Annotated in this window: 19 protein-coding genes; 8 read left to right on the plus strand and 11 right to left on the minus strand. The window is 37.6% G+C overall.

The genetic code is table 11. The annotated features are described in order from the left end of the window. Positions 1–82 precede the first annotated feature (82 nt). From AB5062_RS18025 to AB5062_RS18035, 3 genes are all read right to left on the minus strand, one after another. Positions 83–2,260 (minus strand): TonB-dependent receptor, encoded by a 2,178-nt coding sequence (locus AB5062_RS18025; RefSeq protein WP_005839481.1) that lies wholly within the window; start codon positions 2,258–2,260, stop codon positions 83–85. Between the two features lie 516 nt (positions 2,261–2,776). Then, the gene (locus tag AB5062_RS18030; RefSeq protein WP_005839483.1) at positions 2,777–3,004 is read right to left on the minus strand and encodes a hypothetical protein; all 228 of its coding nucleotides are present in this window, start codon (positions 3,002–3,004) and stop codon (positions 2,777–2,779) included. Between the two features lie 182 nt (positions 3,005–3,186). Beyond that, positions 3,187–4,143 (minus strand): transporter, encoded by a 957-nt coding sequence (locus AB5062_RS18035; RefSeq protein ID WP_005839485.1) that lies wholly within the window; start codon positions 4,141–4,143, stop codon positions 3,187–3,189. 156 nt (positions 4,144–4,299) lie between these two features. Here AB5062_RS18035 and AB5062_RS18040 point away from each other — a divergent pair, with 156 nt between their 5' ends. The 3 genes from AB5062_RS18040 to dnaA all read left to right on the plus strand — a co-directional run bounded on the left by AB5062_RS18040 (position 4,300) and on the right by dnaA (position 8,180). Beyond that, positions 4,300–5,529 (plus strand): N-acetylmuramoyl-L-alanine amidase, encoded by a 1,230-nt coding sequence (locus AB5062_RS18040; RefSeq protein WP_022508829.1) that lies wholly within the window; start codon positions 4,300–4,302, stop codon positions 5,527–5,529. A gap of 19 nt (positions 5,530–5,548) precedes the next feature. Beyond that, on the plus strand, positions 5,549–6,436 hold the full coding sequence (locus AB5062_RS18045) for an MlaD family protein (protein WP_005851206.1): 888 nt from the start codon (positions 5,549–5,551) through the stop codon (positions 6,434–6,436). Positions 6,437–6,773: 337 nt separating this feature from the next. After that, a complete protein-coding gene (gene dnaA, locus AB5062_RS18050) occupies positions 6,774–8,180 on the plus strand; it encodes a chromosomal replication initiator protein DnaA (protein WP_117814855.1) in 1,407 nt (468 codons plus the stop codon). An 84-nt stretch (positions 8,181–8,264) separates the two neighbouring features. On the opposite strand, the gene AB5062_RS18055 is transcribed toward dnaA, so the two are convergent. Further along, positions 8,265–9,005, minus strand: coding sequence for an NADPH-dependent oxidoreductase (locus AB5062_RS18055; RefSeq protein WP_032952710.1), 741 nt, complete (start codon positions 9,003–9,005; stop codon positions 8,265–8,267). Positions 9,006–9,348: 343 nt separating this feature from the next. On the opposite strand from AB5062_RS18055, the gene AB5062_RS18060 reads away from it, so the two are divergent. After that, complete coding sequence (locus AB5062_RS18060) at positions 9,349–11,895, plus strand: adenosylcobalamin-dependent ribonucleoside-diphosphate reductase (protein WP_117852160.1); 2,547 nt, start codon at positions 9,349–9,351, stop codon at positions 11,893–11,895. Between the two features lie 92 nt (positions 11,896–11,987). On the opposite strand, the gene AB5062_RS18065 is transcribed toward AB5062_RS18060, so the two are convergent. Then, positions 11,988–14,960 carry an AsmA-like C-terminal region-containing protein gene (locus tag AB5062_RS18065; RefSeq protein WP_134978316.1) on the minus strand — a complete coding sequence of 991 codons (2,973 nt, stop codon included), beginning with the start codon at positions 14,958–14,960 and terminating at the stop codon, positions 11,988–11,990. A 161-nt stretch (positions 14,961–15,121) separates the two neighbouring features. On the opposite strand from AB5062_RS18065, the gene folB reads away from it, so the two are divergent. Next, complete coding sequence (gene folB, locus AB5062_RS18070) at positions 15,122–15,490, plus strand: dihydroneopterin aldolase (RefSeq protein ID WP_032939008.1); 369 nt, start codon at positions 15,122–15,124, stop codon at positions 15,488–15,490. Between the two features lie 146 nt (positions 15,491–15,636). Here folB and AB5062_RS18075 read toward each other — a convergent pair whose 3' ends face one another. From AB5062_RS18075 to mtaB, 3 genes are all read right to left on the minus strand, one after another. Next, positions 15,637–16,518 (minus strand): radical SAM protein, encoded by an 882-nt coding sequence (locus tag AB5062_RS18075; protein ID WP_005845014.1) that lies wholly within the window; start codon positions 16,516–16,518, stop codon positions 15,637–15,639. Positions 16,519–16,605: 87 nt separating this feature from the next. Beyond that, entirely contained in the window at positions 16,606–17,631 is a 1,026-nt protein-coding gene (locus AB5062_RS18080) for a glycosyltransferase family 2 protein (protein ID WP_005845017.1), read from the minus strand. A 35-nt stretch (positions 17,632–17,666) separates the two neighbouring features. Further along, positions 17,667–18,983, minus strand: a complete 1,317-nt coding sequence (mtaB, locus tag AB5062_RS18085) for a tRNA (N(6)-L-threonylcarbamoyladenosine(37)-C(2))-methylthiotransferase MtaB (protein WP_115649097.1) — start codon at positions 18,981–18,983, stop codon at positions 17,667–17,669. A 105-nt stretch (positions 18,984–19,088) separates the two neighbouring features. Here mtaB and AB5062_RS18090 point away from each other — a divergent pair, with 105 nt between their 5' ends. From AB5062_RS18090 to AB5062_RS18100, 3 genes are all read left to right on the plus strand, one after another. Further along, positions 19,089–20,762, plus strand: coding sequence for a long-chain fatty acid--CoA ligase (locus AB5062_RS18090; RefSeq protein ID WP_005851194.1), 1,674 nt, complete (start codon positions 19,089–19,091; stop codon positions 20,760–20,762). 160 nt (positions 20,763–20,922) lie between these two features. After that, entirely contained in the window at positions 20,923–21,123 is a 201-nt protein-coding gene (locus tag AB5062_RS18095) for a hypothetical protein (RefSeq protein WP_119064166.1), read from the plus strand. 154 nt (positions 21,124–21,277) lie between these two features. After that, positions 21,278–21,970, plus strand: coding sequence for a hypothetical protein (locus AB5062_RS18100; protein ID WP_368326930.1), 693 nt, complete (start codon positions 21,278–21,280; stop codon positions 21,968–21,970). Positions 21,971–22,039: 69 nt separating this feature from the next. On the opposite strand, the gene rplI is transcribed toward AB5062_RS18100, so the two are convergent. Genes rplI through rpsF form a run of 3 tightly spaced genes read right to left on the minus strand, consistent with a single transcriptional unit; the run spans position 22,040 to position 23,115 of the window. Then, a complete protein-coding gene (gene rplI, locus AB5062_RS18105) occupies positions 22,040–22,483 on the minus strand; it encodes a 50S ribosomal protein L9 (protein WP_005841179.1) in 444 nt (147 codons plus the stop codon). Positions 22,484–22,498: 15 nt separating this feature from the next. Then, the gene (rpsR, locus tag AB5062_RS18110) at positions 22,499–22,768 is read right to left on the minus strand and encodes a 30S ribosomal protein S18 (RefSeq protein ID WP_005841178.1); all 270 of its coding nucleotides are present in this window, start codon (positions 22,766–22,768) and stop codon (positions 22,499–22,501) included. Positions 22,769–22,770: 2 nt separating this feature from the next. Then, a complete protein-coding gene (gene rpsF / locus AB5062_RS18115) occupies positions 22,771–23,115 on the minus strand; it encodes a 30S ribosomal protein S6 (protein WP_005841177.1) in 345 nt (114 codons plus the stop codon). Positions 23,116–23,134 lie beyond the last annotated feature (19 nt).

The raw sequence follows: 23,134 nt of genomic DNA on the forward strand, positions 1-23,134 counted from the left end.
TATAAAATAAAAAATACGGAACTCGATTTTGAATCCCGTATTTTCCATTTACACAAAATATTTTATAGTGCCATTTTATAATTTAAAATCTGAGTTTAACACCCGCATTCATTACAAATCCATCCAAAGGAGCATAAATATCCCGGAAAACAGGATTAGATATACTTCCGGTATATATAGTATCAAAGCGGGTTTGCCGTCTGTCGGTGAAGTTTTCAAAGTTAGCATACAATGAAAACATCTCCCATATTTTTTCAATCATGAAGCCGCACACCACATATTGTTTTCCTTTTTGTCCGTCTCCTAGTTTTTGGGGGCTGAAATAATAAGCCTCTAATCCTATTTTCCATTTATCTTCTACTTCATACATTAGAATACTGTTCAACCTATGTTTCGGAGTTAATATATTCTCTTGTTTCACCCCATTTTCTTTGGTTCGGGTATCGGTGTATGTATAGCCTAAGTATAAGTGGAAATCTTTGTATCCGATTTTTACATTCGTTTCTCCTCCTTTGCTATCTGTATTGCCGGATATGTTGTTAAGTCGATATAGCCCATCTTTTGTAGATTGCAATAATAAAGGATTATCGAGATAAGTGTAGAAGAATAATTGGTTTATGCTGAAAGTTACATTTCCATCGAAGATTGATGTGACATAATTAAAGTCTAAATTCAAACCATAACTTCTTTCGAGCTTGTTATTGTCTTTATCAATTGGCAATACATTCTGATATTGTAGCCTTTCGCTATCCTCTGTAAATATGGTAGGTGATTTATAGCCAAATCCTCCTCCAAGTCGAGATGAAAACTTATCCGTAATTTTGAAATGTGCAGAAACTCGTGGTAGAATTGCTGCGCCATAATCCGGAATATAGTCTGCTCTTAATCCGGTTTCCAGATTCAACCATTTTGTTGCCTCCCAATTGTTTTGTACGAATGCTCCCATGGTTGTCTGGTTGTAGTCTCTTAACTGAAAATCAGTAAGTTTCTTTTCATCAAATTTGTCTGTCCATAAGTTGAGACCAGCCACCCATTCTGTTTTTTGATTCGTGCGTGTGTAAGTCAATTCACTAAAGGTAGATACCTGAGTACCTTCAAAAGTATAAGTGGGTACACCGATATTTCTATTGAAGTATGTTACACTGTTTTTGAAATCAATTCTGTCTTTTTCGCCGAATTTGTGTTCGAATGTCAGTTGTGTGGAATGTCTTTGAGTCTTGTTTTTCTCGAAATAGGAATGTGTGTCATTTCCATTTCCTTTAATATACTCAATATCCCCGCCCAAACGGTCTTCAAACATAGCATTTAGCCCTACACTCATTTGCGTGTTCTCTGAAAAATAGAGAAATAATTTGGGGTTGAAGACATATCTGTCAAACTGCGGAATGGCTGTGAATCCGGTGTTAGAGGGGTCGTAAGCCCAATTTCTGTTGTAGGAAGCAAAAATGGTTGTACCGACCTTTTTGAATCGTTGCCCATAGAAAGCGCTGACGTCCAAACCTTTTCCGGATGTCCCGTTAAGATGCAGACCTAAATCTCTTTTCTCTTCGGGAGTTTTTGAGATAAGATTAATCAAGCCTGCTATTGCTCCACCGCCATATAAAGTTGAAGTTGAGCCTTTGATGATTTCCACTTGTTTTAAGTCAAGAGGTGGCGTTTGCAATAATCCCAGTCCGCTCGCTGCACCAGCAAAAACGGGGAATCCATCTTTTAATATTTGTGTATATCTGCCATCCAATCCTTGTATGCGGATTGATGCATTTCCGGATGTGGCAGAAGTTTGCTGGGTGATAATACCTGTGCTTTCGTTTAGTAACATACGAATGTCGCCCGGTTTCATGCTCCCTTTTTCTCCTAGTTCTTCGCTTGAAATAAATTCAACACGGGTCGGGATGTTTTGAATAGTGCGTGTACCTCTGGTTGAAGAAATGGTAACTTCTTCCAGCATTTCATCATCTTGTTCCAAGAAGATTTCGACCGGAGCTGAAGAAGATAAAGGGAATGTGTATGATTTGGTTTCCGATTCATAGCCTAAGTAGCTGAATGTGATATGTTGCTTTCCGTCAGGTATGTTCGAAATGGTGATTATTCCGTTTTCATCTGAGCTTGCTCCATTGGCGGTTTTATTAAGAACGGCATTCACGCCAACCAGTATCTCTTTAGTATCTCCGTCTTTAACGATTGCTTTAAATATGTTTTGCGCACAAATGCTTTGTGCCAGCAATGTAATTATTGCCAGTGCTATTAATTTAATTTTCATTTTTCTTGTTTTGTCAATTTAGTGCCACACACTTAATCTGTATTATAATAAGTGCACGACGTACTGGTGATGAAACAGCGGTTTCATCATCATGAATTTAATAAATAAATGGTGAGGTCATATTAATTATGACATACAGAAATCTGCTAAATTCATCAGCTTAGGCGGCTGCCAAATTGAGGAAGAGAAATGAGGAATCATTTTCTCTTTGTAAAACGAAAGGTTATTATTTAATAGAATTAATTCGGCGGTTGGTGAATGAAACAATTTGGGTATTGGACAACCTGTGCATGTGTTGCAATGTAGAAATGGTGAACAATTGCAGTCTGTACATGAGGAACCATCATTATCAGCACATGGTTCTTCTGTTTGTTCATTAGCACATTGAAACAGACATTTGTCTTCAAGAAAGCATGGAACTGTTGATAATAACAGCACCCATAAAGCTAATATGTAGGACAAATGTTTCATTAATATCTATGCTTTGTTCTGATTTTGAGCTGCAAAATTAGTTATTTATATTTTATAAACAAAACATTCTGCAATTTTTATTATATCTATTAAGAAGTTTGACAATTTTATGGTGAGGTGACCGCTACTGACACTCATTATCTTGTTTTCATTCCAAAGAATAACATCACCAGTGTAATAGTCCAAATAGATAGACTGATTACCATTGGCAAGTTGCTTAAACCGGATTCTTACAGGCTCCTTCAATTTTGCCTCTTGTTTCTTCTTCGCCATACTTATGTTTTTATTTTGTTACCGATGGCAAATATAGATATTTTTTTTGTTACTCAACGCTATTCGAGTAACAAACTGGTAACAAAATAAACGCATTTATTGGAATTAATAGGAAAATCGGAAAAACAAAGGAAAAGATGAATATAAACAGCAAATAACTAAATATCAATATCTTATATTCATTATTTTATCTCATTCTTTCTCTTTTTCCATAGCTGCCATGAGTTGATAATGTTTTGCCACACCACATAACTACCCGGACCGACAGACGATAAAGGATTAAGATACGTAACCGCCATCCAAATAGCTAGTACTGTATTTTTTTGCCCCAATGCCTGTCCTGCACTTATACGGTCATTATATGCACTACCAATTCTTTTACCAAAATAAAATTGTAAACAACAAGTTACTAAACCGGCAAAAGCAATCAACATCTCTACCGTTACATCAGCAGTACTATTAACCAAAGAGCGAGTAGTCTGCCCCATTACAATGGTCAATGCTACCGCCCATAAATAAAAAGCCGAAGTATGATATTTCAGTAAAAACTTGTGGAGCCGGGGAATATAATAACGGAATAATAAAGCGATAAAAAACGGTGCAAGCAACAATGGAAAAACCTTACTTAAAATCTTAAGAAAAGCAATACCAAAAGTAACATCTGTATGTGGTTCAACCAATGGAAATATCAAAGGAACTGCTATTGCAGCCAAAATATTTGAAAGCAATGTATAAGTAGTCAAACTGGAAGCACTTCCACCTAGTTTTCCCGTAATTACTGCCGCTGCCGTAGCAGTAGGACAAATAAGACAAACCATAGCCGCCTCGAATATCTCCTTATAAGATTCATCCATCGGACAAAATATTAACAACAACGCAATAATACCGCAAGAAATGGCTTGAATAGCCAACAACCAGCCATGCCATACTCTAGGAACCAACTCTTTTGGTTCAATTTTACAGAATGTAAGCAACAATTGGGCAAAAATCAAGGAAGGAGTTAAAAAAGAAATCAACCCATTCATAAATGGCTTTGTCGGCTCCAGAAAAGTGAAGTTGGCAAAAACAAAATAACCGATAACTCCTGCAAGCATCGCTAGAGGTAACGTCCAATTCTTCATAAACTTAAACAAATCCATCTTTTAATATTTATTTCAGAATACAAAATAAAAGAATTTAGTCCAAACACTCGTCTATTTTTCGGGTTTTGTGGCAAGTTTCGAATAAAAAACGCAAAACTTAAAGACAAAAGCCGAGTTTTCACTAAAAATCGCTACATTTGCAACTTAATTGATATGAAAACCGATAGACTTAAAATAATATTCCTGTTGTGTAGCCTGTGGCTGGTCTTTCCCTGTTTCTGCCTGGCGGCAAAGGGAAAGGACTTTGTAGTCGTCATTGATCCCGGTCATGGCGGACATGATCCCGGTGCTATCGGCAGACGTGGAAAAGAAAAAAACATCAATCTGAACGTAGCTTTAAAAGTAGGACAACTGATCCAAAATAACTGTAATGACGTAAAGGTAATATATACCCGGAAAACAGATGTCTTTATCCCTTTGGATCGTCGTGCACAAATAGCCAATAATGCCAAGGCCGATTTATTCATCTCTATACATACTAATTCCATAGCCCGTGGCAGAACTGTACGGGGAGCAGAGACTTATACGTTAGGACTCCACCGTACTGAAGAAAATTTAGAAGTTGCTAAAAAAGAGAACTCGGTTATTTTGATAGAGGATAATTATGAACAACGTTATGCCGGATTCAATCCAAATTCTTCTGAAAGCTATATTATTTTTGAATTTGTACAAGACAAAAATATGGAGAAGAGTGTAAAATTAGCCACTCTTATCCAAAAACAATTCAAGAATACAGCCAAACGAATAGACAAAGGAGTACATCAAGCCGGATTCCTAGTTCTACGTGCCACTTCCATGCCTAGTGTTTTGGTTGAATTAGGCTATATCTCAACACCGGATGAAGAACAATATCTTTTATCCGATGCAGGCACTACGGCGTTATCTAACAGCATTTATAAAGCATTCCTCAATTACAAGCGCGAACATGACGCCCCCATCGGCCGCAGCAGAGTACAAGAACAAGAATTACCGGAACCAGAAAACAAACCGAAAGAATCAAGAATAGAAATACAAACTGCGGAACCGGACACTGCAACGGAACCGGACAAGGTTACCAAAAAGTCTGTGCCTGCCACACAAAAAAAGATCACAGGCGACCAAGCCCGAACATCTGCCAAGCCTGTATTTAAAATACAAATATTGGTATCAAACAAAATATTGCCCAAAGGAAGTAAACAACTGAAAGGTGTATCACCTGTTAGCTATTACCGCGAAAAAGGACTTTATAAATATACTTACGGAGAAAATACGGATTATAATAAAATACTACGCATGAAACGTAATATTACTCCTAAATTTAAGGACGCTTTCATTATCGCTTTCAAAAACGGAGAGAAAATGAATGTGAACGAAGCCATCAAAGAATTTAAAAAGAATAGATAATATAAAAGGTATAATTGAAATGACGAAAGAGGTAAAAATAGGATTAATAGGCATCGCTGCATTAGCTATGCTGATCTTTGGTATCAACTACCTGAAAGGAATAAATATGTTCCAATCTGCCAATTACTATTATGTAGAATATACAAATATAAACGGATTAGCCGGATCAAGCCCCGTCTTTGCCAATGGTTATAAAGTAGGTACAGTAAGAAATATCAATTACAACTATGCAAAACCGGGACATGTCACAGTAGAAGTGGAAGTGGACAAGGAAATGCGTATCCCCAAAGGAAGTACAGGAGAACTGGTTACAGAAATGCTGGGAACGGTAAAGATGAACTTACTCCTTAACTTTAATTCTACAGAATACTATCAACCGGGAGATACCCTGCCCGGCAAAACGAATGCGGGGCTCATGGGAGCCGCTGAAGAAAAGCTAGTTCCTCAAATAGAGCAGATGTTACCCAAAATGGATTCTATCCTATATTCATTAAATAAAATATTAGCTGATCCTGCATTGAGTGCAACCTTGCACAACGCAGAAAAACTGACAGCCAATCTGGATGTGACAACACGTCAATTAAACATGTTAATGCAAAAGGATCTTCCGCAACTTACTGGAAAATTAAACACAATTGCTGATAACTTCATTGCTATCAGCGACAATTTGAAAGGTATTGATTATGCTTCAACATTCAATAAAATAGACTCCACTTTATATAATGTACAAATGCTGACAGAAAAACTCAATCGCAAGGACAACAGTATCGGATTGCTATTCAATGATCCTACTTTCTACCAAAATTTGAGTGCGACGACAGCAAACGCTGCAACCTTATTGGAGGATTTGAAAGCGCATCCTAAACGTTATGTACATTTCTCTTTGTTTGGCAAGAAAGATAAGTAACAGATTTGCTAATTTAAAAATATTCTAAATAAGTCTACTCAACCATTTTTCCACTTATTTTCAGTAAATGACTGCAAATAGGGAAGAAATACCATGTAGACTTATTTCATTTAAAATAAATAAAAGCCTATTTTGACTGATAGTCAGCTAAGAATCAGTCAATTATCAAACAACAAGAATCTTTCAAAAGCCTTTAGATAGAGGTTTTTATAAGTAACTGAAACTAAAGATATTACTCTTTAAAAATAAAAAGCAAGAAAAAAGCGATTTGTTTTTTCAGAAATTCATTTCGAAATTTGCATTGTAGAAGTTTCGCTTTTTATAATAAATGTTTCATATGATTGAAAACGATCACGTCGTTTTATGGGGTCGTTGCCTGAACCTTATCAGAGACAACGTACCAGAAACGACCTTTAAAACGTGGTTTGAGCCTATCGTACCGCTTAAATATGAGGACAAGGCACTGACAATTGGCGTCCCCAGCCCATTCTTCTATGAATTTCTAGAAGAAAAGTTTGTGGACTTGCTGCGCGCTGCCCTATATAAAGAAATTGGGGAGGGAACGCAGCTTATGTATTGTATCTTGACCGATAAGACCAACCATATAACTGTTAACATGGAGGGAAGCAAACGCTCTTCAGCACTACCCACACAAACAGTTATACGAGATGGTAACAAGGCACCTAATCCAATGCAGGCACCGGCTCCGCAGGATTTAGACCCACATTTGAATCCAAATTACAATTTTGAGAATTTCATAAAAGGAAATAGTAATGAGTTCTCACGTACAGTAGGAGAAACTGTAGCTAAAAATCCGGCAAAAACATTCAACCCTTTGTTTTTGTATGGACCATCCGGTGTGGGCAAAACTCACTTGACTAATGCTATTGGTACCCGCATCAAGGAATTATATCCTGAAAAAAGAGTATTGTACGTATCAGCACATCTGTTTCAGGTGCAATACACTGACTCTGTTCGTACCAATCATTTCAATGATTTCATTAGTTTTTATCAAACCATAGACGTTTTGATTATTGATGATATTCAAGAATTCGCCGGAGTAACCAAAACCCAGAACACATTCTTCCACATCTTTAACCATCTGCACCAGAACGGTAAGCAACTTATTCTGACTTCTGACCGTGCGCCGGTAATGCTACAAGGTATGGAAGAACGCCTTCTGACCCGCTTTAAATGGGGCTTAGTGGCCGAATTGGAAAAGCCGGACGTAGAATTGAGAAAGAATATCTTACGTAATAAAATACGTCGTGACGGTTTGAATATACCGGAAACAGTAATTAATTATATTGCTGAAAACGTAAATGAAAGTGTACGTGAATTAGAGGGCATCATTAATTCACTTTTGGCACAATCCATTATTTTCAAGCGTGATGTTGATTTGGATTTGGCTGAAAGAATTGTACGAAAAGCTGTACGCTGTTGTGAGAGCAAGCCTGTCACAGTAGAAGATATCATACAGAAAGTATGCAGCCATTACGAGATAGAAGAATCTGCCATCCATACTAAAACAAGAAAAAGAGAAGTGGTACAAGTACGTCAGGTAGCTATGTATCTGGCCAAAAAACATACAGACTCCTCTTCTTCCAAAATTGGTCAATTAATAGGTAATAAAGATCATGCAACCGTATTGCACGCTTGCAAAATAGTAAAAGACCAAGTAGAGGTTGACAAAGCATTTAAAGCGAATATTGAGGAAATTGAAGCTTCTCTCAAAAGGAAATAGAATAAAACCACAGAGGTGCGCAAAGGGCATTTTCTTTATTTCCCTCTGCGCACCTCTGTTTTAAGATTGATAGTTCCCGGCAATTCACTTCTCAAAACCCTGTTTCTTCAAGGTTTCTTTCAAAGTTACAGACATACATTCATTATCCGACTTCTTGTATCTGACCTCAGTAAATACCTGAGCCAGTGTTTCCTTATGATTTTCTTTAATAAACTGATGATTTTCCGGAAGTGACTCTTTATATCTATAAATACGATCAATATCCTCTTTGGTATAATCATGATACAATTCTTCATGCAAAATACCCTCTATAGGAAGACGATCGACTTGTGGAGGGCATTCATCCGGATATCCTACTGTAATAGTAGCCACCGGCATAACCAATTCCGGCAACTGAAGGATATCAATAATTTGATCAGGATTATAAATCGTTGTTCCCAAAAAACAAATACCTAATCCATTTTCCTCAGCCAATGTACAAAAGTTCTGAGTCACAAGCAATGCATCCGTAGCAGCATTCAAAAAAGAAATGGGATTGTCATAACCCGGTACCGTCTTACGCTCTCTGCACCATTTACTAAAACGGTTAAAATCCGCACAAAAAGTCAGTACAACCGGAGCACCTGTTACCATCGGTTGATTAAAATGGGCAGGTGCCAATCTCTCTTTCATCTGCTTGTCACGAGTCACAATCACACTATATAATTGCATATTACCCATTGTAGAAGCACGGAACGCCTTTTCAAGCAAATCATTTAACAAAGAAGCAGAAATATCTTCCTGCTTATATTTACGGATCGTCCGTCTATTATTTATCGATTCCATATATATTTTTCTTGCAAAGATAAAAAAAGAAAAGAGTAATAATGCATTTTTTGCAAAATATTATATGCTAAGAATCTGGCCTTTTCAACTAGTCAATCACTCATCCCCTCCATCAAAATTTTCAAAACAGAAAACTTCTACAAATAAGCAAGCATATATATCTTTTGATAATCAATAAATTAACAAATATTCTTGGATAACTTTCAATTTGTTGAAAACTTATCTGCTTTTTATTTTGTTAATTGAAAAAACATATATAGCTTTGCCGAAACTTTTATTATAATGAGTTGTAACTTCTACACTAAAACAACTTATTGATATTACAGTAAATCTAAAAATAAAAGTGGAAAGACAAACGTACACCTATGACGAAGCTTTTGAAGCATCTTTACAATACTTCAAAGGTGATGAACTTGCTGCAAGGGTTTGGGTAAACAAATATGCAGTAAAAGATTCTTTCGGGAACATTTTCGAAAAGTCTCCCGAAGATATGCATTGGCGCATTGCAAATGAAGTAGCCCGCATTGAAGCTAAATATCAGAACGGGTTAAACGCACAGCAGCTTTACGAATTATTGGATCACTTTAAATACATTGTTCCGCAAGGTAGCCCTATGACAGGTATCGGGAACGACTTTCAAGTGGCTTCCTTATCAAACTGCTTTGTCATTGGAATTGATGGAGCAGCCGACTCATACGGAGGTATAATCCGCATTGATGAGGAACAAGTACAATTAATGAAACGTCGTGGTGGCGTAGGACATGATTTATCTCATATACGACCAAAAGGTTCTCCGGTTAAAAATTCAGCACTGACTTCCACCGGACTGGTGCCCTTCATGGAACGTTATTCCAATTCAACACGTGAAGTAGCGCAAGACGGACGTCGTGGTGCTTTAATGTTAAGCGTATCCATCAAGCATCCAGATTCAGAAGCATTTATTGATGCCAAAATGACCGAAGGCAAAGTAACCGGTGCTAATGTATCCGTGAAACTAGATGATGCATTTATGCAGGCAGCTGTAAATGGCACTCCTTACAAACAACAATACCCGGTAGATTCCGATCAACCTGTTTTCACGAAAGACATTGATGCATCTGCGTTATGGAAAAAGATTGTCCATAACGCATGGAAGTCTGCTGAACCCGGTGTATTATTTTGGGACACCATCATCCGTGAATCCGTACCAGACTGTTATGCCGATTTAGGATATCGTACTGTTTCTACCAATCCTTGTGGTGAAATACCCCTGTGTCCCTACGATTCTTGTCGCTTATTAGCTATCAACTTATACTCATACGTAGTAAACCCTTATACAAAGGAGGCTTACTTTGATTTCGACTTATTCAAAAAGCATGTGGCATTGGCCCAGCGCATTATGGATGACATCATTGACTTGGAATTGGAAAAAATCGAGAAAATCATAGCTAAAATCGATTCCGATCCCGAAAGTGAGGAAGTAAAAGAAGCAGAGAAACATTTATGGGAAAAAATTTATAAAAAGAGCGGACAGGGAAGACGTACAGGCGTAGGTATCACAGCTGAAGGGGATATGCTTGCCGCTATGGGGTTACGCTACGGAACAGAAGAAGCAACAGAGTTTTCTGAACAAGTACATAAAACAATCGCTCTGGAAGCCTATCGTTCATCTGTTAACATGGCAAAAGAACGTGGAGCATTCGCTATCTATGACAGTGAACGAGAAAAAAACAATCCGTTCATCAACCGCTTAAAAGAAGCTGATCCAGAATTATATGAGGAGATGAAAAAATACGGACGACGTAATATCGCCTGCCTGACCATAGCTCCCACCGGAACTACCAGCCTAATGACCCAAACTACTTCCGGCATAGAGCCGGTGTTTATGCCGGTGTATAAACGTAGAAGAAAAGTCAATCCGAATGATCCTCAGACACACGTAGATTTTGTAGATGAAACAGGAGATGCATTTGAGGAATATATTGTATTCCACCATAAATTTGTGGAATGGATGACAGTAAACGGTTACGATCCCACCAAGCGTTATACACAAGAAGAAATTGACAAATTGGTAGAAAAGTCACCTTATTATAAAGCCACATCAAATGATGTAGACTGGCTGATGAAAGTAAAAATGCAAGGACGCATCCAAAAATGGGTTGACCATTCAATCAGCGTAACTATCAATTTGCCCAATGACGTAGATGAAGCATTGGTAAACCGCTTGTATGTAGAGGCATGGCGTTCAGGATGCAAAGGATGTACCGTTTATCGTGATGGCTCCCGCTCCGGAGTTTTACTTTCTACCAAAAAGGACAAGAAAGACAAAAAAGAAGAACTTCCCCCTTGCAAACCACCTACGGTAGTAGAAGTGCGCCCCAAAGTACTGGAAGCGGAAGTAGTACGTTTCCAAAACAACAAAGAAAAATGGGTTGCATTTGTAGGCTTGTTGGATGGACATCCATACGAAATCTTTACCGGTCTGCAAGATGATGAAGAAGGTATTTCATTGCCCAAATCGGTCACTACCGGACGCATCATCAAAAACATTGATGAAGAAGGCAACAAACGATATGATTTCCAGTTTGAAAACAAACGTGGATACAAAACAACCATTGAAGGTTTGTCTGAAAAGTTCAACAAAGAATATTGGAACTATGCTAAATTGATTTCGGGTGTACTTCGTTGGAGAATGCCTATTGATCGTGTTATCAAACTGGTAGATTCTCTGCAACTTGACAGTGAAAACATTAACACATGGAAAAATGGTGTAGAACGAGCACTGAAAAAATATGTAACAGATGGTACTAGTGCCGAAGGACAAAAATGTCCCAATTGCGGAAATGAAACTCTCGTATATCAAGAAGGATGCTTGATCTGCAAGACTTGTGGCACATCGAGATGTGGATAATGGTTTATTATATAATGTAACAACACAAAGGAAAAGCTCCTTCATGACTTTCGTGAAGGAGCTTTTTTATATAAACAAAATAAATCCCTTTTCTATCTTACCCCTACAATACGATGAAACCGTTCCACAATACGCCTTCCTAAATCCATACGCGTACTATCTACTTTATGAATGGCAGCAGGAGTCACATCATCTTTATATTTGGCTTTACCTACACGTATTTTCATCTTATCCAGATTACCGGAAATATTCACTCCAGCCTTAAAAGGCAAAGGCGATTTCAAAATGGATATATGATATTTAAAATTCATATCCAGTCCTTGCTCTCCCCCTATGGCAGCTTTATAACGATCTATAGACACTTGAAATGGATAAACAAGAACACTACCGTCATTAACAACTACATTAACCGAAATACTATCAAATACATTCTTCTTTTTATTTTTAAACATCAACATCTTTGAAATTTCGGCAAAGGTCTCACCATCCATCAACACCAAACTGTCCCCTTTTATATACATGGCCGAACGCAAAGTAGGTATACGAATATTCATATTTGAATCCAGACGTGCCTCTGCAGCCACATCAAACTGAACCCTTCCTTCAAAAGATCTCAGCATAGGTACAATGGTATCCATTGAAGGTATAAAATCTACCAGCTTAGCTATATTTATATCCCTAATTTTAAAGTCAAAGCCTGTATATCCTCCTCTGACTGAATCCGCACGATATACCATAACCGCCTTCATATCAGCATCCAATGCACGCATTTCCAAATTTCTTAAATATAATGTACGATTTTTCAAATCTACCTTTCCACACACATCTTCAAATTCCACCTTTTCAAACACTACTTTTTTCAAATCTGTCTGTAATTCAAAATCCAAATTACCCGGTAACACAAACAGCTTCATTTCTGTTGGAGACACTGTGTCTGTCACCGCCACAGATACTGAATCTTCAGATAAAGAGAATGAATTTATCAATTGATTACAATCAATCATCTCAGAAGAGATTGCTAAACGCGCTTTTAAAGTTTCATTTTTAGTCATCGCACGATATAATCCCATTACCTCACCGGTAGCAACCATATCTGAATGCCCTATTTTCAAAGAGGCATTTCTTAATGTTATTTTCGGACCATCTACTGTTACAGCTGTCTTACGTACTCGTAAAGGTAAACCAAATTCAGGAGTATGTACCAACAACCTATCAAAACCAACAATCCCCCGAGGTATCCATAACGAATCATTTTTCTTTTCCAATTTCGCCTTAATACCTGCCACGCCTAACGCCAACTTCGTTTCATTGGCATTAAAGAAAAGAGAATCCGTACGCATGGAAAAGCTAATCATCGGCATCGCCGAATTTTGTTCCTTCGGAGCAAGTTCGCCAGTTCCAGCAGTCTTGCCACTATATATTTTAAGCGAATCTCCTATATTCGCACGCAATTTATTCATTTCCAATTCACATTGCAAAGTGACAATCTTTGTGGTATCTTGAGGATTGGTTGAAACAACCTTCGCTTTCATCCGATCTATCTCTGAAACAAATTTCCTACTATTCAATATTATTTCTCTGATATCCAATTCGGCCTGCAAAGTTTCACTATCACTGAATTTTAAATCGGCATTACCTAAAAAATTAAAATCTTTAGCAGTGTCTTTTAACTCAAAATCCTTTAAAGCCAATCTTCCCCCTAACCTGATACGTCCAATATCCTGCTTTTTCAAAGAAGAAAGACGACATTTTAAATTTAAACCCGCATCTAATTTACCACGGATGGTTACATTTTCCTGCAAAGGGAAAGTTTTAGCTAAAGCATCCAAGTCAACTGTAGATTCAGTATGAAGTGTTATAAGTGGATCTACCAATAAATCCTCCACTTTGGCATCTGCTAGAATCTTGGTATGTGCTCCCTCAAAATGAAGAATTTTCAAGTTCAAAAATGAAGGATTGCGACGCATCAAATCAATATACGATTCAAAATCAGCCGTAAAATTATCAATACCATAAGGAAGTCCTTCATATCGGGCGGATGCATCATTAATCTTTATATTCAATGATACCGCCGGAAGCTGTTTGTTTCCATAATTACCTTCCAATGTTCCATCAACCTTAACCTCACCTTTTGCCGAAATTTGTCCACGTTTCACATAAGCCTCGGGAATCATATTCATGACTGTTTCCATGGAAGGTGCATGTAGTCCATATTTCAAGTTCACACCCACCATCTTGGTAACTGTATCACGTTTTAATTCACCGTTTACATCCAGCCGGATACCATTTATAGTCAATCCTGCATTTTTCAATGTCCACAATGCCGTAGACCTGTCTATCTCAATATCAGTCTGCAAGGAAGCCGCTACCTTATTAATCAATAATTCACCTTGCTGCCAAAAAAGAATATTTTTATTTTCAAATTCTACTCCCAATGAAGAAATTCCTTTTGTCAACGCCAGCTTTAGGCGCAAATCAACATCATCTATACGTGAATAAACCTCTGTATTACGATCATCAAAAATCAAATTGGCATGTTCTAACTCAACCTGACGGATATCTATCTCGCTATCAAATTTATTTTGTGAAATTGTATCTTTTTCCACAGCCAATGTATCCGAGGAAGTTTTCACTATCTCCCAATTCGCCTTACCTGTTTTATTTCGATAAGCATAAACAGCAACATTTTTTAAAGACAAATTATAGACACTGATCTTATTTTTCAAAAAATAATCCAAAGGATTCACTATCAACACACATTCTTTAAATGCCAATAAAGAATCGGTCTTTTGTGGAAGACTATCATTCAATACTTTAGAAACCAAGAAACCTTCGTCAACTTTTAACCCAAATTGAGGAAAGGTAGAAAAGAAAGTCAATTCTACACTTTCTACCTTCAAATCAGCATCCAATGAACGATTAGCAACATTCAACACTATCGGAGTTAATTTATCTGGTGTAAATACATAGTTAATCACAAAAGCCACTACCACAAACCCAGTAAACAGCAAGGCTCCCACTGTAATGGCACTTACCCTTATTAATTTACGAATTCTTCTTTCCATATTATGCAAAATTAATGAAAACACCCATGCCATCAACTTTATTTCGTGTTAATACTATAAAATAGACCAATAAAACAGATAAAAAAGAAAACAAGAACAATGATTTTTAATTTTGAGATATGAAGCGAAAGTTCTACTTTTGTTTCTCAAACTGAAAAAATATGAAAGCAACATCTATGTATATTTATCTGGAAGGTGCCAGGTTTTTCGCTCACCACGGAGTCGATCCACAAGAAACAATAGTAGGAGCTAATTTTATAATTGATTTAAGACTAAGAACCGATTTCACCCATGCAGCACAAACTGACGAACTGAAAGGCACCGTAAGTTATGCTGATATATATGCAGTCATCAAAAAAGAGATGAAAACTCCATCCAAACTTTTAGAGCATGTCTGTGAACGCATAGGGCAAAGACTGTTTAATGATTTTCCAACTATTCAGGAAATAATCATCCGGTTGTCAAAAGAAAATCCGCCTATGGGCAGTGATTGCAGAAATGTTGGAGTAGAAGTACATTATACACGATGAAAAAAATTATCTGACAAACATCCAGTCATTTAATTAAGTTCACCCTATTACATGCCCTCCTCTTAAAAACGTAAATATGCTATCGTGCAAATAACAACACAAACCAATAATAATGAATATACAGACCATGTTCATGACCCTACTTATTAAAATAAAGAAAGTTGTTTTCTTCCTTCAGAATGATAAAATTTCATGGTAGCACTGATTCCTAATGTTTCTATTCTGCGATAAAAAACCTCATTCAAATAGGGAGCATTAGGAGAAATGCATTCAGAACGGTCTTCAAAATAAGTTTGATATCGCTTGGCCATCTTTGGAAAAATCCGCTCTACCCTATCATAAAAATAATCACGGGAGCCCCGTCTTAAAGTTACCCCGAACAAAGGAAGCACATAGGACGCTCCTGCTTCGGCAGCCTTCTCTACTATTTCCTCAATATCTTCTATAGAATCGTTTATAAAAGGCAAAACAGGCATCAATGCCACTCCTGTATATATACCCCGATCGGACAATATCTTCATCGCCTTAAAACGCTCGGAAGATGCCGGTGCATTAGGCTCCAGTTTGCGCGCCATCTCGTCATCCGCTGTAGTGATAGTAAAACTAACGGCAGCATAAGTGCGCCCTATATCCTGCAATACATCGGCATCACGAGTCACAAGACTACTCTTTGTTATCACATGAACAGGAAAACGATGTTTGGCAATAATTTCCAACGCACCTCCAGTCAGCTTCATCTGTTTTTCCAACGGCATATAAGGATCATTCATTGAACCTGTGCCAATGGTTGCTTTTCCACGTTTCGTTCCCAGTTCATGATCCAGTAATTCCAAAGCATTCTTCTTTACAGAGATATGAGAAATATCACCAACACCATAGCAAGAACTACGTGTATCACAATAAATGCAACCATGTTGGCACCCTCTATACAAGTTCATGTTATAAGCAATTCCCCAATAATTATCTTTACTTTTCAAACGTGACAGAATAGACTTTGTTTCAATAGATTTTACCTCATGAACATTCATTTTACAGCTCCTTTTCTTTTTTGATCAAATTTCATCAAACAAAGATACAGGAATAATGCTATAAAAAGAAATATAAAGAGAAGCAATTTAAAAAAGTTTCAACTGGGAAAAATGTTTTTTGCCCAACAAATAATATTTCATAACAATGCTAAAATGAGTCCGTTCCGGAATTATCTCATCTGTAGACTTCATCATATTTTCTATACGAGAAGCGGCAAAAGAATATCTTATATCCTCAAATTCTCTCCGCGCCTGCATTACAGCACGCGCATTCGCTCTATCCTTTTTCAGATAAAAAACAAGGGCAGCCACTCTATCCAGTATACCACGTATAAAAAGTACATGTTCCAATTCCTTATCCGGCAAATTCTTATAAAGCATCAACAGATTATTTCTGAAATTCAAAAAAGTCTTTCTCGGATTCTCTTTTTTCAACGTAGCCCCTCCTACATGATATACCACACTTTGCGGAATACAGACAAGCTTTTTTCCCCTACTGCGCAAACGCCAGCACAGGTCAATTTCTTCCATGTGGGCAAAAAAATGACCATCCAAACCTCCAACTTCACGATAATCAGCCAACCGGATAAAAAGAGCAGCTCCCGTAACCCACATCACCTCCGTTACCGTATCATATTGTCCGCAATCCTTCTCAACAACATCAAAAATACGTCCTCTGCAAAAAGGATATCCATACCGGTCGATAAATCCCCCCGACGCTCCGGCATATTCAAAATATTCCTTATTATGCCAACTTAATAATTTAGGTTGGCAGGCAACTGTTCCGGAATGGGTGTCCATATAATCCAGCAAAGGTTCCAACCAATGCGGAGTAACCTCCACATCACTATTCAGTAAAACTACATATTCTGCATCAACTTGCTCCAAAGCCCGGTTATATCCTTCGGCAAAACCATAATTCTGATCCAGCTCAATCAAACGGACTACAGGAAATTCAGAACGAAGCATTTCAAGCGACCCATCAGAGGACGCATTATCAGCCACACATATTTCAATCCCCTCTCCTACTGAATTATCCATAACAGAAGGTATAAACTTACGGAGCATATCCACCCCATTCCAATTCAATATAACAACAGACACCCTTTTCATTTCTTTTCAGACTAATACCAAATGTATGGAATAATTCAGACTAAAACACCCTTCAACGCTGTACCCTCTTCATTAAAGCCTCCCATTCTTACACGAATCAACTGATTATCCAATTGATCATCGTGATCCATCTCCACCCGGATGTAATTATCAGTAAATCCATGCATAGGAGTTCCAGCCTTAGATTTTTCCATTAATACCCAAGCTTCCCTTCCTATATGAGAGGTATAGAACGCCTTTGTCTTCGCATCAGATAAAGCCAACAATCTCTGGCTACGGCGATGCTTCTCCTCAGGACTCACCACATACTCTATTTTCAAGGCCTGCGTACCGGGACGTTCCGAATAACTGAAAACATGTAACTGCGTCACATCAAGCCCTTCAATAAAACGATAAGCATCTTCAAAATATTCCTCTGTTTCACCACGTGTTCCCACAATTACATCCACGCCAATAAACGCATCCGGCATGATTTCCTTAATTTTGCGTATCTTGGAAGCAAACAATGCAGTATCATATCGACGTCTCATCAATTTCAACACATCATCGCTGCCCGACTGCAAAGGAATATGAAAATGCGGCATGAATGCACGTGAACGTGACACATATTCTATTATCTCATCCGTCAGCAAGTTGGGTTCAATAGACGAGATACGATAACGTTCAATCCCTGCCACCTGATCTAAAGTCTTTACCAGATCAAAGAAACTTTCACCGGTTGTCTTCCCGAAGTCTCCAATATTCACCCCGGTAATTACAATTTCCTTCCCTCCTTCAGCTGCGGCCTGCCGCGCCTGTTCCACAATCTCTTCAATACGTCCGTTCCGGCTACGCCCACGAGCAAACGGAATTGTACAATAAGAACAGAAATAATCGCAACCATCCTGCACTTTCAGAAAATAACGAGTGCGGTCACCCCTAGAACACGAAGGTGAAAAACTACGTATGTCTTTTGCAGCTGTCGTAATCGCCTCACCTTGAGGATGCTTTTCCAAATTTCCGAGATAATTCATCAACTCTCCCTTTTGTTCAGCTCCTAAAACAACATCCACCCCTTCTATATTAGCCACCTGGTCAGGTTTTAACTGGGCATAACATCCCGTCACTACTACATAGGCACCCGGATGCTGTTTAACCAAACGATGGATGGCCTGACGGCATTTCTTATCCGCAACCTCGGTTACAGAGCAAGTATTAATAACACAAATATCAGCTTTCTCACCCTTACGTGCTGTACGTATACCTGCTTCTTTCAGTGTTTTACCGATGGTTGAAGTTTCTGAAAAGTTTAATTTGCAGCCTAATGTATAATAAACAGCCGTTTTATCCTGGAAAATTGTCGTATCAATCATACCTTTTTATCTAATTAGCGAGCAAAGGTACATATTATTCTGCTTAAATTTTTTAGAATACCAATAATTATGCTTATTTTTGCACATTACATCAAAAATTGTGCAATGATAAAAGAAAACTTTATCAAGCTATATGAGAATAGCTTCAAAGAAAACTGGGATCTTCCCTGTTACACAGATTATGGTGAAGATACCACGTTTACATACGGACAAGTAGCGGAAGAAATAGCTAAGATACACTTGTTATTCCAATATTGCAGCCTGCGCCGTGGTGATAAAATATCTATTATAGGTAAGAATACTTCCCGTTGGTGTATCGCTTATTTGGCAACTGTTACATACGGAGCTATTGTAGTTCCTATTCTACAAGACTTCAAGCCGAATGATGTCCATCATATTGTAAATCATTCCGAATCCACATTCCTGTTTACCAGCGATAATATTTGGGAAAATTTGGAAGAAGAAGCATTAAGTGGATTACGCGCTGTATTTTCTCTAACAGATTTCAGATGCCTGCATCAACGTGACGGTGAAACTGTCCAAAAATTCATGAAAAATATGGATGCAGCAATGAAAAAGAATTTCCCCAAAGGCTTCTATAAGGAAAATATCAATTATACAGAACTCTCCAATGAGAAGGTCATGTTACTGAATTATACCTCAGGAACTACCGGATTCAGTAAGGGAGTAATGATTACGGGCAATAATCTGGCAGGAAACGTTACCTTCGGTATCCGTACAGAACTTTTAAAGAAAGGAGAAAAGGTACTTTCCTTCCTTCCCTTGGCCCATGCATACGGATGTGCTTTTGATTTTCTAACCGCTACTGCTGTCGGCACACATGTCACCTTATTAGGCAAGACACCTTCTCCCAAAATATTGATGAAAGCTTTTGAGGAAGTAAAACCCAACCTTATTATTACAGTACCATTAGTTATAGAAAAAATTTATAAGAATGTAATTCAGCCGCTCATCAACAAACGCAGCATGAAATGGGCGCTTAACATACCTTTACTAGACAACCAGATTTATGCACAGATTCGCAAAAAACTGATTGACGCATTAGGCGGACGTTTTAAAGAAGTCATTATCGGTGGAGCTGCCATGAATCCGGAAGTCACCGATTTTTTCCACAAAATAAAATTTCCGTTCACCATCGGTTACGGCATGACCGAATGCGCCCCACTGATCAGTTATGCTCCATGGAATGAATTTATACCTGGTTCTGCCGGAAAGATACTGGATATCATGAAAGTCCGTATCGACTCGGATGATCCTTATAACATAACCGGAGAAATACAGGTATGTGGTGAAAACGTAATGAAAGGTTATTATAAGAATGAAGAAGCTACCCGTGAGGTATTTACTGAAGATGGTTGGTTGAAAACAGGCGATTTAGGTACAATAGATGCTAACGGATTCATTTATATAAGAGGCCGTAGTAAAACCATGATCTTGAGTTCTAATGGACAGAATATTTTTCCTGAAGAGATAGAATCCAAGCTAAATAATATGCCATTCGTTCTAGAAAGTTTAATCATAGAGCGCAACAAGAAACTGGTAGCTTTAGTATATCCTGATTATGAAAGTCTGGACAGTCTGGGACTCAATACCCCCGAAAACCTAAAAACAGTAATGGATGAAAACTTGAAGAATCTGAATAAACTGGTAGGAAACTATGAACAAGTGAGTAAAATACAACTTTATCCCACAGAGTTCGAAAAAACTCCCAAAAAAAGCATCAAGCGATTCTTATATAACAGTATTACCGAAGAATAAATATGTTGTAAAACATGCTACTAATCAGCAAAATAGGTTGTATAACATAAAAAATTAGAAAAAAAGTTGTTCTTTTTGGTACAACGTATTAAAAAAGTGTATACCTTTGCATCGTTTTAAGAAAGCAACATTAGTATTACAGATTTAAAAAGCAAAGAAAATGAAAAAATTAGTATTTTTGTTCGTAGCCTTCGCAGCTGTTTCTTTCGCATCTTGCGGAAACAAAGCTGCTAACAACAACGCAGAAGCAACTGATTCAGTTGCAGTAGTAGAAGAAGCTGCTGTTGTAGAAGAAGTTGTAGCAGATTCAGCTGCTTGTGACTCTACAGTTGCTTGCTGTGACTCTACTAAGGCTGAATAATTCAGTACGAACTCTAGAGAGAATTGAAAGTCTGCCGTGCGAAAGCACAACAGACTTTTTTTATGTTTTTACCTCTCCCTTTCTGCCAGCATTCCATTGCTTTACAATACAAATTATCTACTTTTGTTTCTCGAACCACAAACAAAAGCAGAATATGAAAAAGACAAATCTAAAAGAGAAACTTCAAAACTGGAAGTTGGGAAATTATTTCCGCGAATTATCAATTGTCACTGCCGGAGTATTTATCACTCTTGCCGGAACTGATTTTATAAACAGTGCCTCACAAGAGAAGCAGATAAATAAAAGTATGCAAATGATAAAAATGGAATTAGAAGAGAATTTAAAAAGTATCAATCAGGCCGAAGCCGCATATTTAAATGAAATTAATTTCTTCCGATTGTTAATACAAAAACAGGATTCACTTCAAACCATTAAAGCTTCTATTTTAGAAAACAATGCCAATGCTCCTTTTGCGTATGAAAATTGTGAGTATTCGGAAGATGCGCTAGAAGTACTGAAAAGCTCAGCGCTGATGCAGCAGATACCTGACAAAGAGTTCATTTTAAAACTTTTACAAGCCTATAAAGGATGCAGAAAAATAAATGAAGACAACAAAGACTATTATAAATACAAACAGGACCATATAACTCGCTATTTATCTCACCAAACCAGCAATAATATTCATAAAAATTATAACAGTATTTATGAAGTATGGGCAGCCAGACTACAAGAATATGATATCAAACAACTGATCCTCACTATGCCAAATACTTTTAATGAAAATCCTTTTACCACTCCTCAAAAAGCTATAAAAGAAACGATTGAATTAATAAATCAAACATATTAAAAAGAAAAAGCCCGGCTCTCACGAACCGGGCTTTTTCAGCATCATTATACTTTAAAGTATTTACAGATTTTATTCAGCAACTACTTCGAACGGGATCTCTACAGAAACTTCCTTGTGAAGTTTAACGATAGCTTTGTAAGAACCAACTTCTTTCACTGCATCTTTCACAACGATAATCTTTCTGTCAACCTTGTGACCCAATTTTTCCAATTCCTCAGCAATTTGAATGTTGCTAACAGAACCGAAAATAGTACCTGTGGCACTCACTTTAGTAGCAATAGTCAAGGTTACATCCTTCAACTGTTCTGCCATAGCTTCAGCATCTTTCTTAATCTTTTCCAATTTGTGAGCGCGTTGTTTCAGCTCTTCTGCCAACATTTTCTTAGCTGAAGGTGAAGCAATCACTGCCTTACCAGTCGGAATAAGATAGTTACGACCGTAACCAGACTTCACAGTTACAATATCATTTTTGTAGCCTAAGTTCACTACGTCTTCTTTCAAAATTATTTCCATACTTATTCCTCCTTATTATTTCATCATGTCAGTTACAAATGGAAGTAACGCCAAGTGACGTGCTCTTTTAACAGCCTGCGCAATACGACGTTGGAACTTCAGAGAAGTACCTGTAATACGGCGAGGAAGGATTTTACCCTGTTCGTTCAAGAATTTCTTCAAGAATTCAGGATCTTTGTAATCAATGTACTTAATACCACTTTTTTTGAAACGGCAGTATTTTTTCTTCTTTACGTCTACTGAGGGCGGAGTTAAATATCTGATTTCTGATTGTTGCTGTGCCATGATTAATCCTCCTTTTTAGTTGATTTAACATTTCTTCTCTTAGCAGCATATTCAGCAGCGTATTTATCCATTTTAAAAGTCAAGAAACGGATAACACGTTCGTCACGACGGAAGTTAATTTCCAACTTTTCAATAACCTGCGGTTCTGCTTTGAACTCTATCAACTGATAGAAACCAGTTGATTTCTTTTGGATGGGGTAAGCCAGCTTTTTCAAGCCCCAGTTTTCCTCATTGATAATCTCTGCACCTTCTGCAGTCAGAATACCTTTGAATTTCTCTACCGCTTCCTTCATCTGAACATCAGATAAAACGGGAGTTAAAATGAAAACGGTTTCGTATTGATTCATACTACGTTTATTAAATTAT

This window comes from Phocaeicola sp. RTP21359st1_B8_RTP21360_211022, from assembly GCF_040911965.1.
GTDB lineage: Bacteria > Bacteroidota > Bacteroidia > Bacteroidales > Bacteroidaceae > Phocaeicola > Phocaeicola vulgatus.

What these genes read in the sequence shown, in the direction of transcription:
- AB5062_RS18045 (WP_005851206.1), top strand. Translation starts at nt 5,549, where the DNA reads ATGACGAAAGAGGTAAAAATAGGATTAATAGGCATCGCTGCATTAGCT.
- AB5062_RS18040 (WP_022508829.1), top strand. Translation starts at nt 4,300, where the DNA reads ATGAAAACCGATAGACTTAAAATAATATTCCTGTTGTGTAGCCTGTGG.
- rpsF (WP_005841177.1), bottom strand. Translation starts at nt 23,115, where the DNA reads ATGAATCAATACGAAACCGTTTTCATTTTAACTCCCGTTTTATCTGAT.
- AB5062_RS18055 (WP_032952710.1), bottom strand. Translation starts at nt 9,005, where the DNA reads ATGGAATCGATAAATAATAGACGGACGATCCGTAAATATAAGCAGGAA.
- AB5062_RS18100 (WP_368326930.1), top strand. Translation starts at nt 21,278, where the DNA reads ATGAAAAAGACAAATCTAAAAGAGAAACTTCAAAACTGGAAGTTGGGA.
- AB5062_RS18080 (WP_005845017.1), bottom strand. Translation starts at nt 17,631, where the DNA reads ATGAAAAGGGTGTCTGTTGTTATATTGAATTGGAATGGGGTGGATATG.
- mtaB (WP_115649097.1), bottom strand. Translation starts at nt 18,983, where the DNA reads ATGATTGATACGACAATTTTCCAGGATAAAACGGCTGTTTATTATACA.
- AB5062_RS18090 (WP_005851194.1), top strand. Translation starts at nt 19,089, where the DNA reads ATGATAAAAGAAAACTTTATCAAGCTATATGAGAATAGCTTCAAAGAA.
- rplI (WP_005841179.1), bottom strand. Translation starts at nt 22,483, where the DNA reads ATGGAAATAATTTTGAAAGAAGACGTAGTGAACTTAGGCTACAAAAAT.
- AB5062_RS18035 (WP_005839485.1), bottom strand. Translation starts at nt 4,143, where the DNA reads ATGGATTTGTTTAAGTTTATGAAGAATTGGACGTTACCTCTAGCGATG.
- AB5062_RS18025 (WP_005839481.1), bottom strand. Translation starts at nt 2,260, where the DNA reads ATGAAAATTAAATTAATAGCACTGGCAATAATTACATTGCTGGCACAA.
- AB5062_RS18030 (WP_005839483.1), bottom strand. Translation starts at nt 3,004, where the DNA reads ATGGCGAAGAAGAAACAAGAGGCAAAATTGAAGGAGCCTGTAAGAATC.
- rpsR (WP_005841178.1), bottom strand. Translation starts at nt 22,768, where the DNA reads ATGGCACAGCAACAATCAGAAATCAGATATTTAACTCCGCCCTCAGTA.
- folB (WP_032939008.1), top strand. Translation starts at nt 15,122, where the DNA reads ATGAAAGCAACATCTATGTATATTTATCTGGAAGGTGCCAGGTTTTTC.
- AB5062_RS18065 (WP_134978316.1), bottom strand. Translation starts at nt 14,960, where the DNA reads ATGGAAAGAAGAATTCGTAAATTAATAAGGGTAAGTGCCATTACAGTG.
- AB5062_RS18075 (WP_005845014.1), bottom strand. Translation starts at nt 16,518, where the DNA reads ATGAATGTTCATGAGGTAAAATCTATTGAAACAAAGTCTATTCTGTCA.
- dnaA (WP_117814855.1), top strand. Translation starts at nt 6,774, where the DNA reads ATGATTGAAAACGATCACGTCGTTTTATGGGGTCGTTGCCTGAACCTT.
- AB5062_RS18095 (WP_119064166.1), top strand. Translation starts at nt 20,923, where the DNA reads ATGAAAAAATTAGTATTTTTGTTCGTAGCCTTCGCAGCTGTTTCTTTC.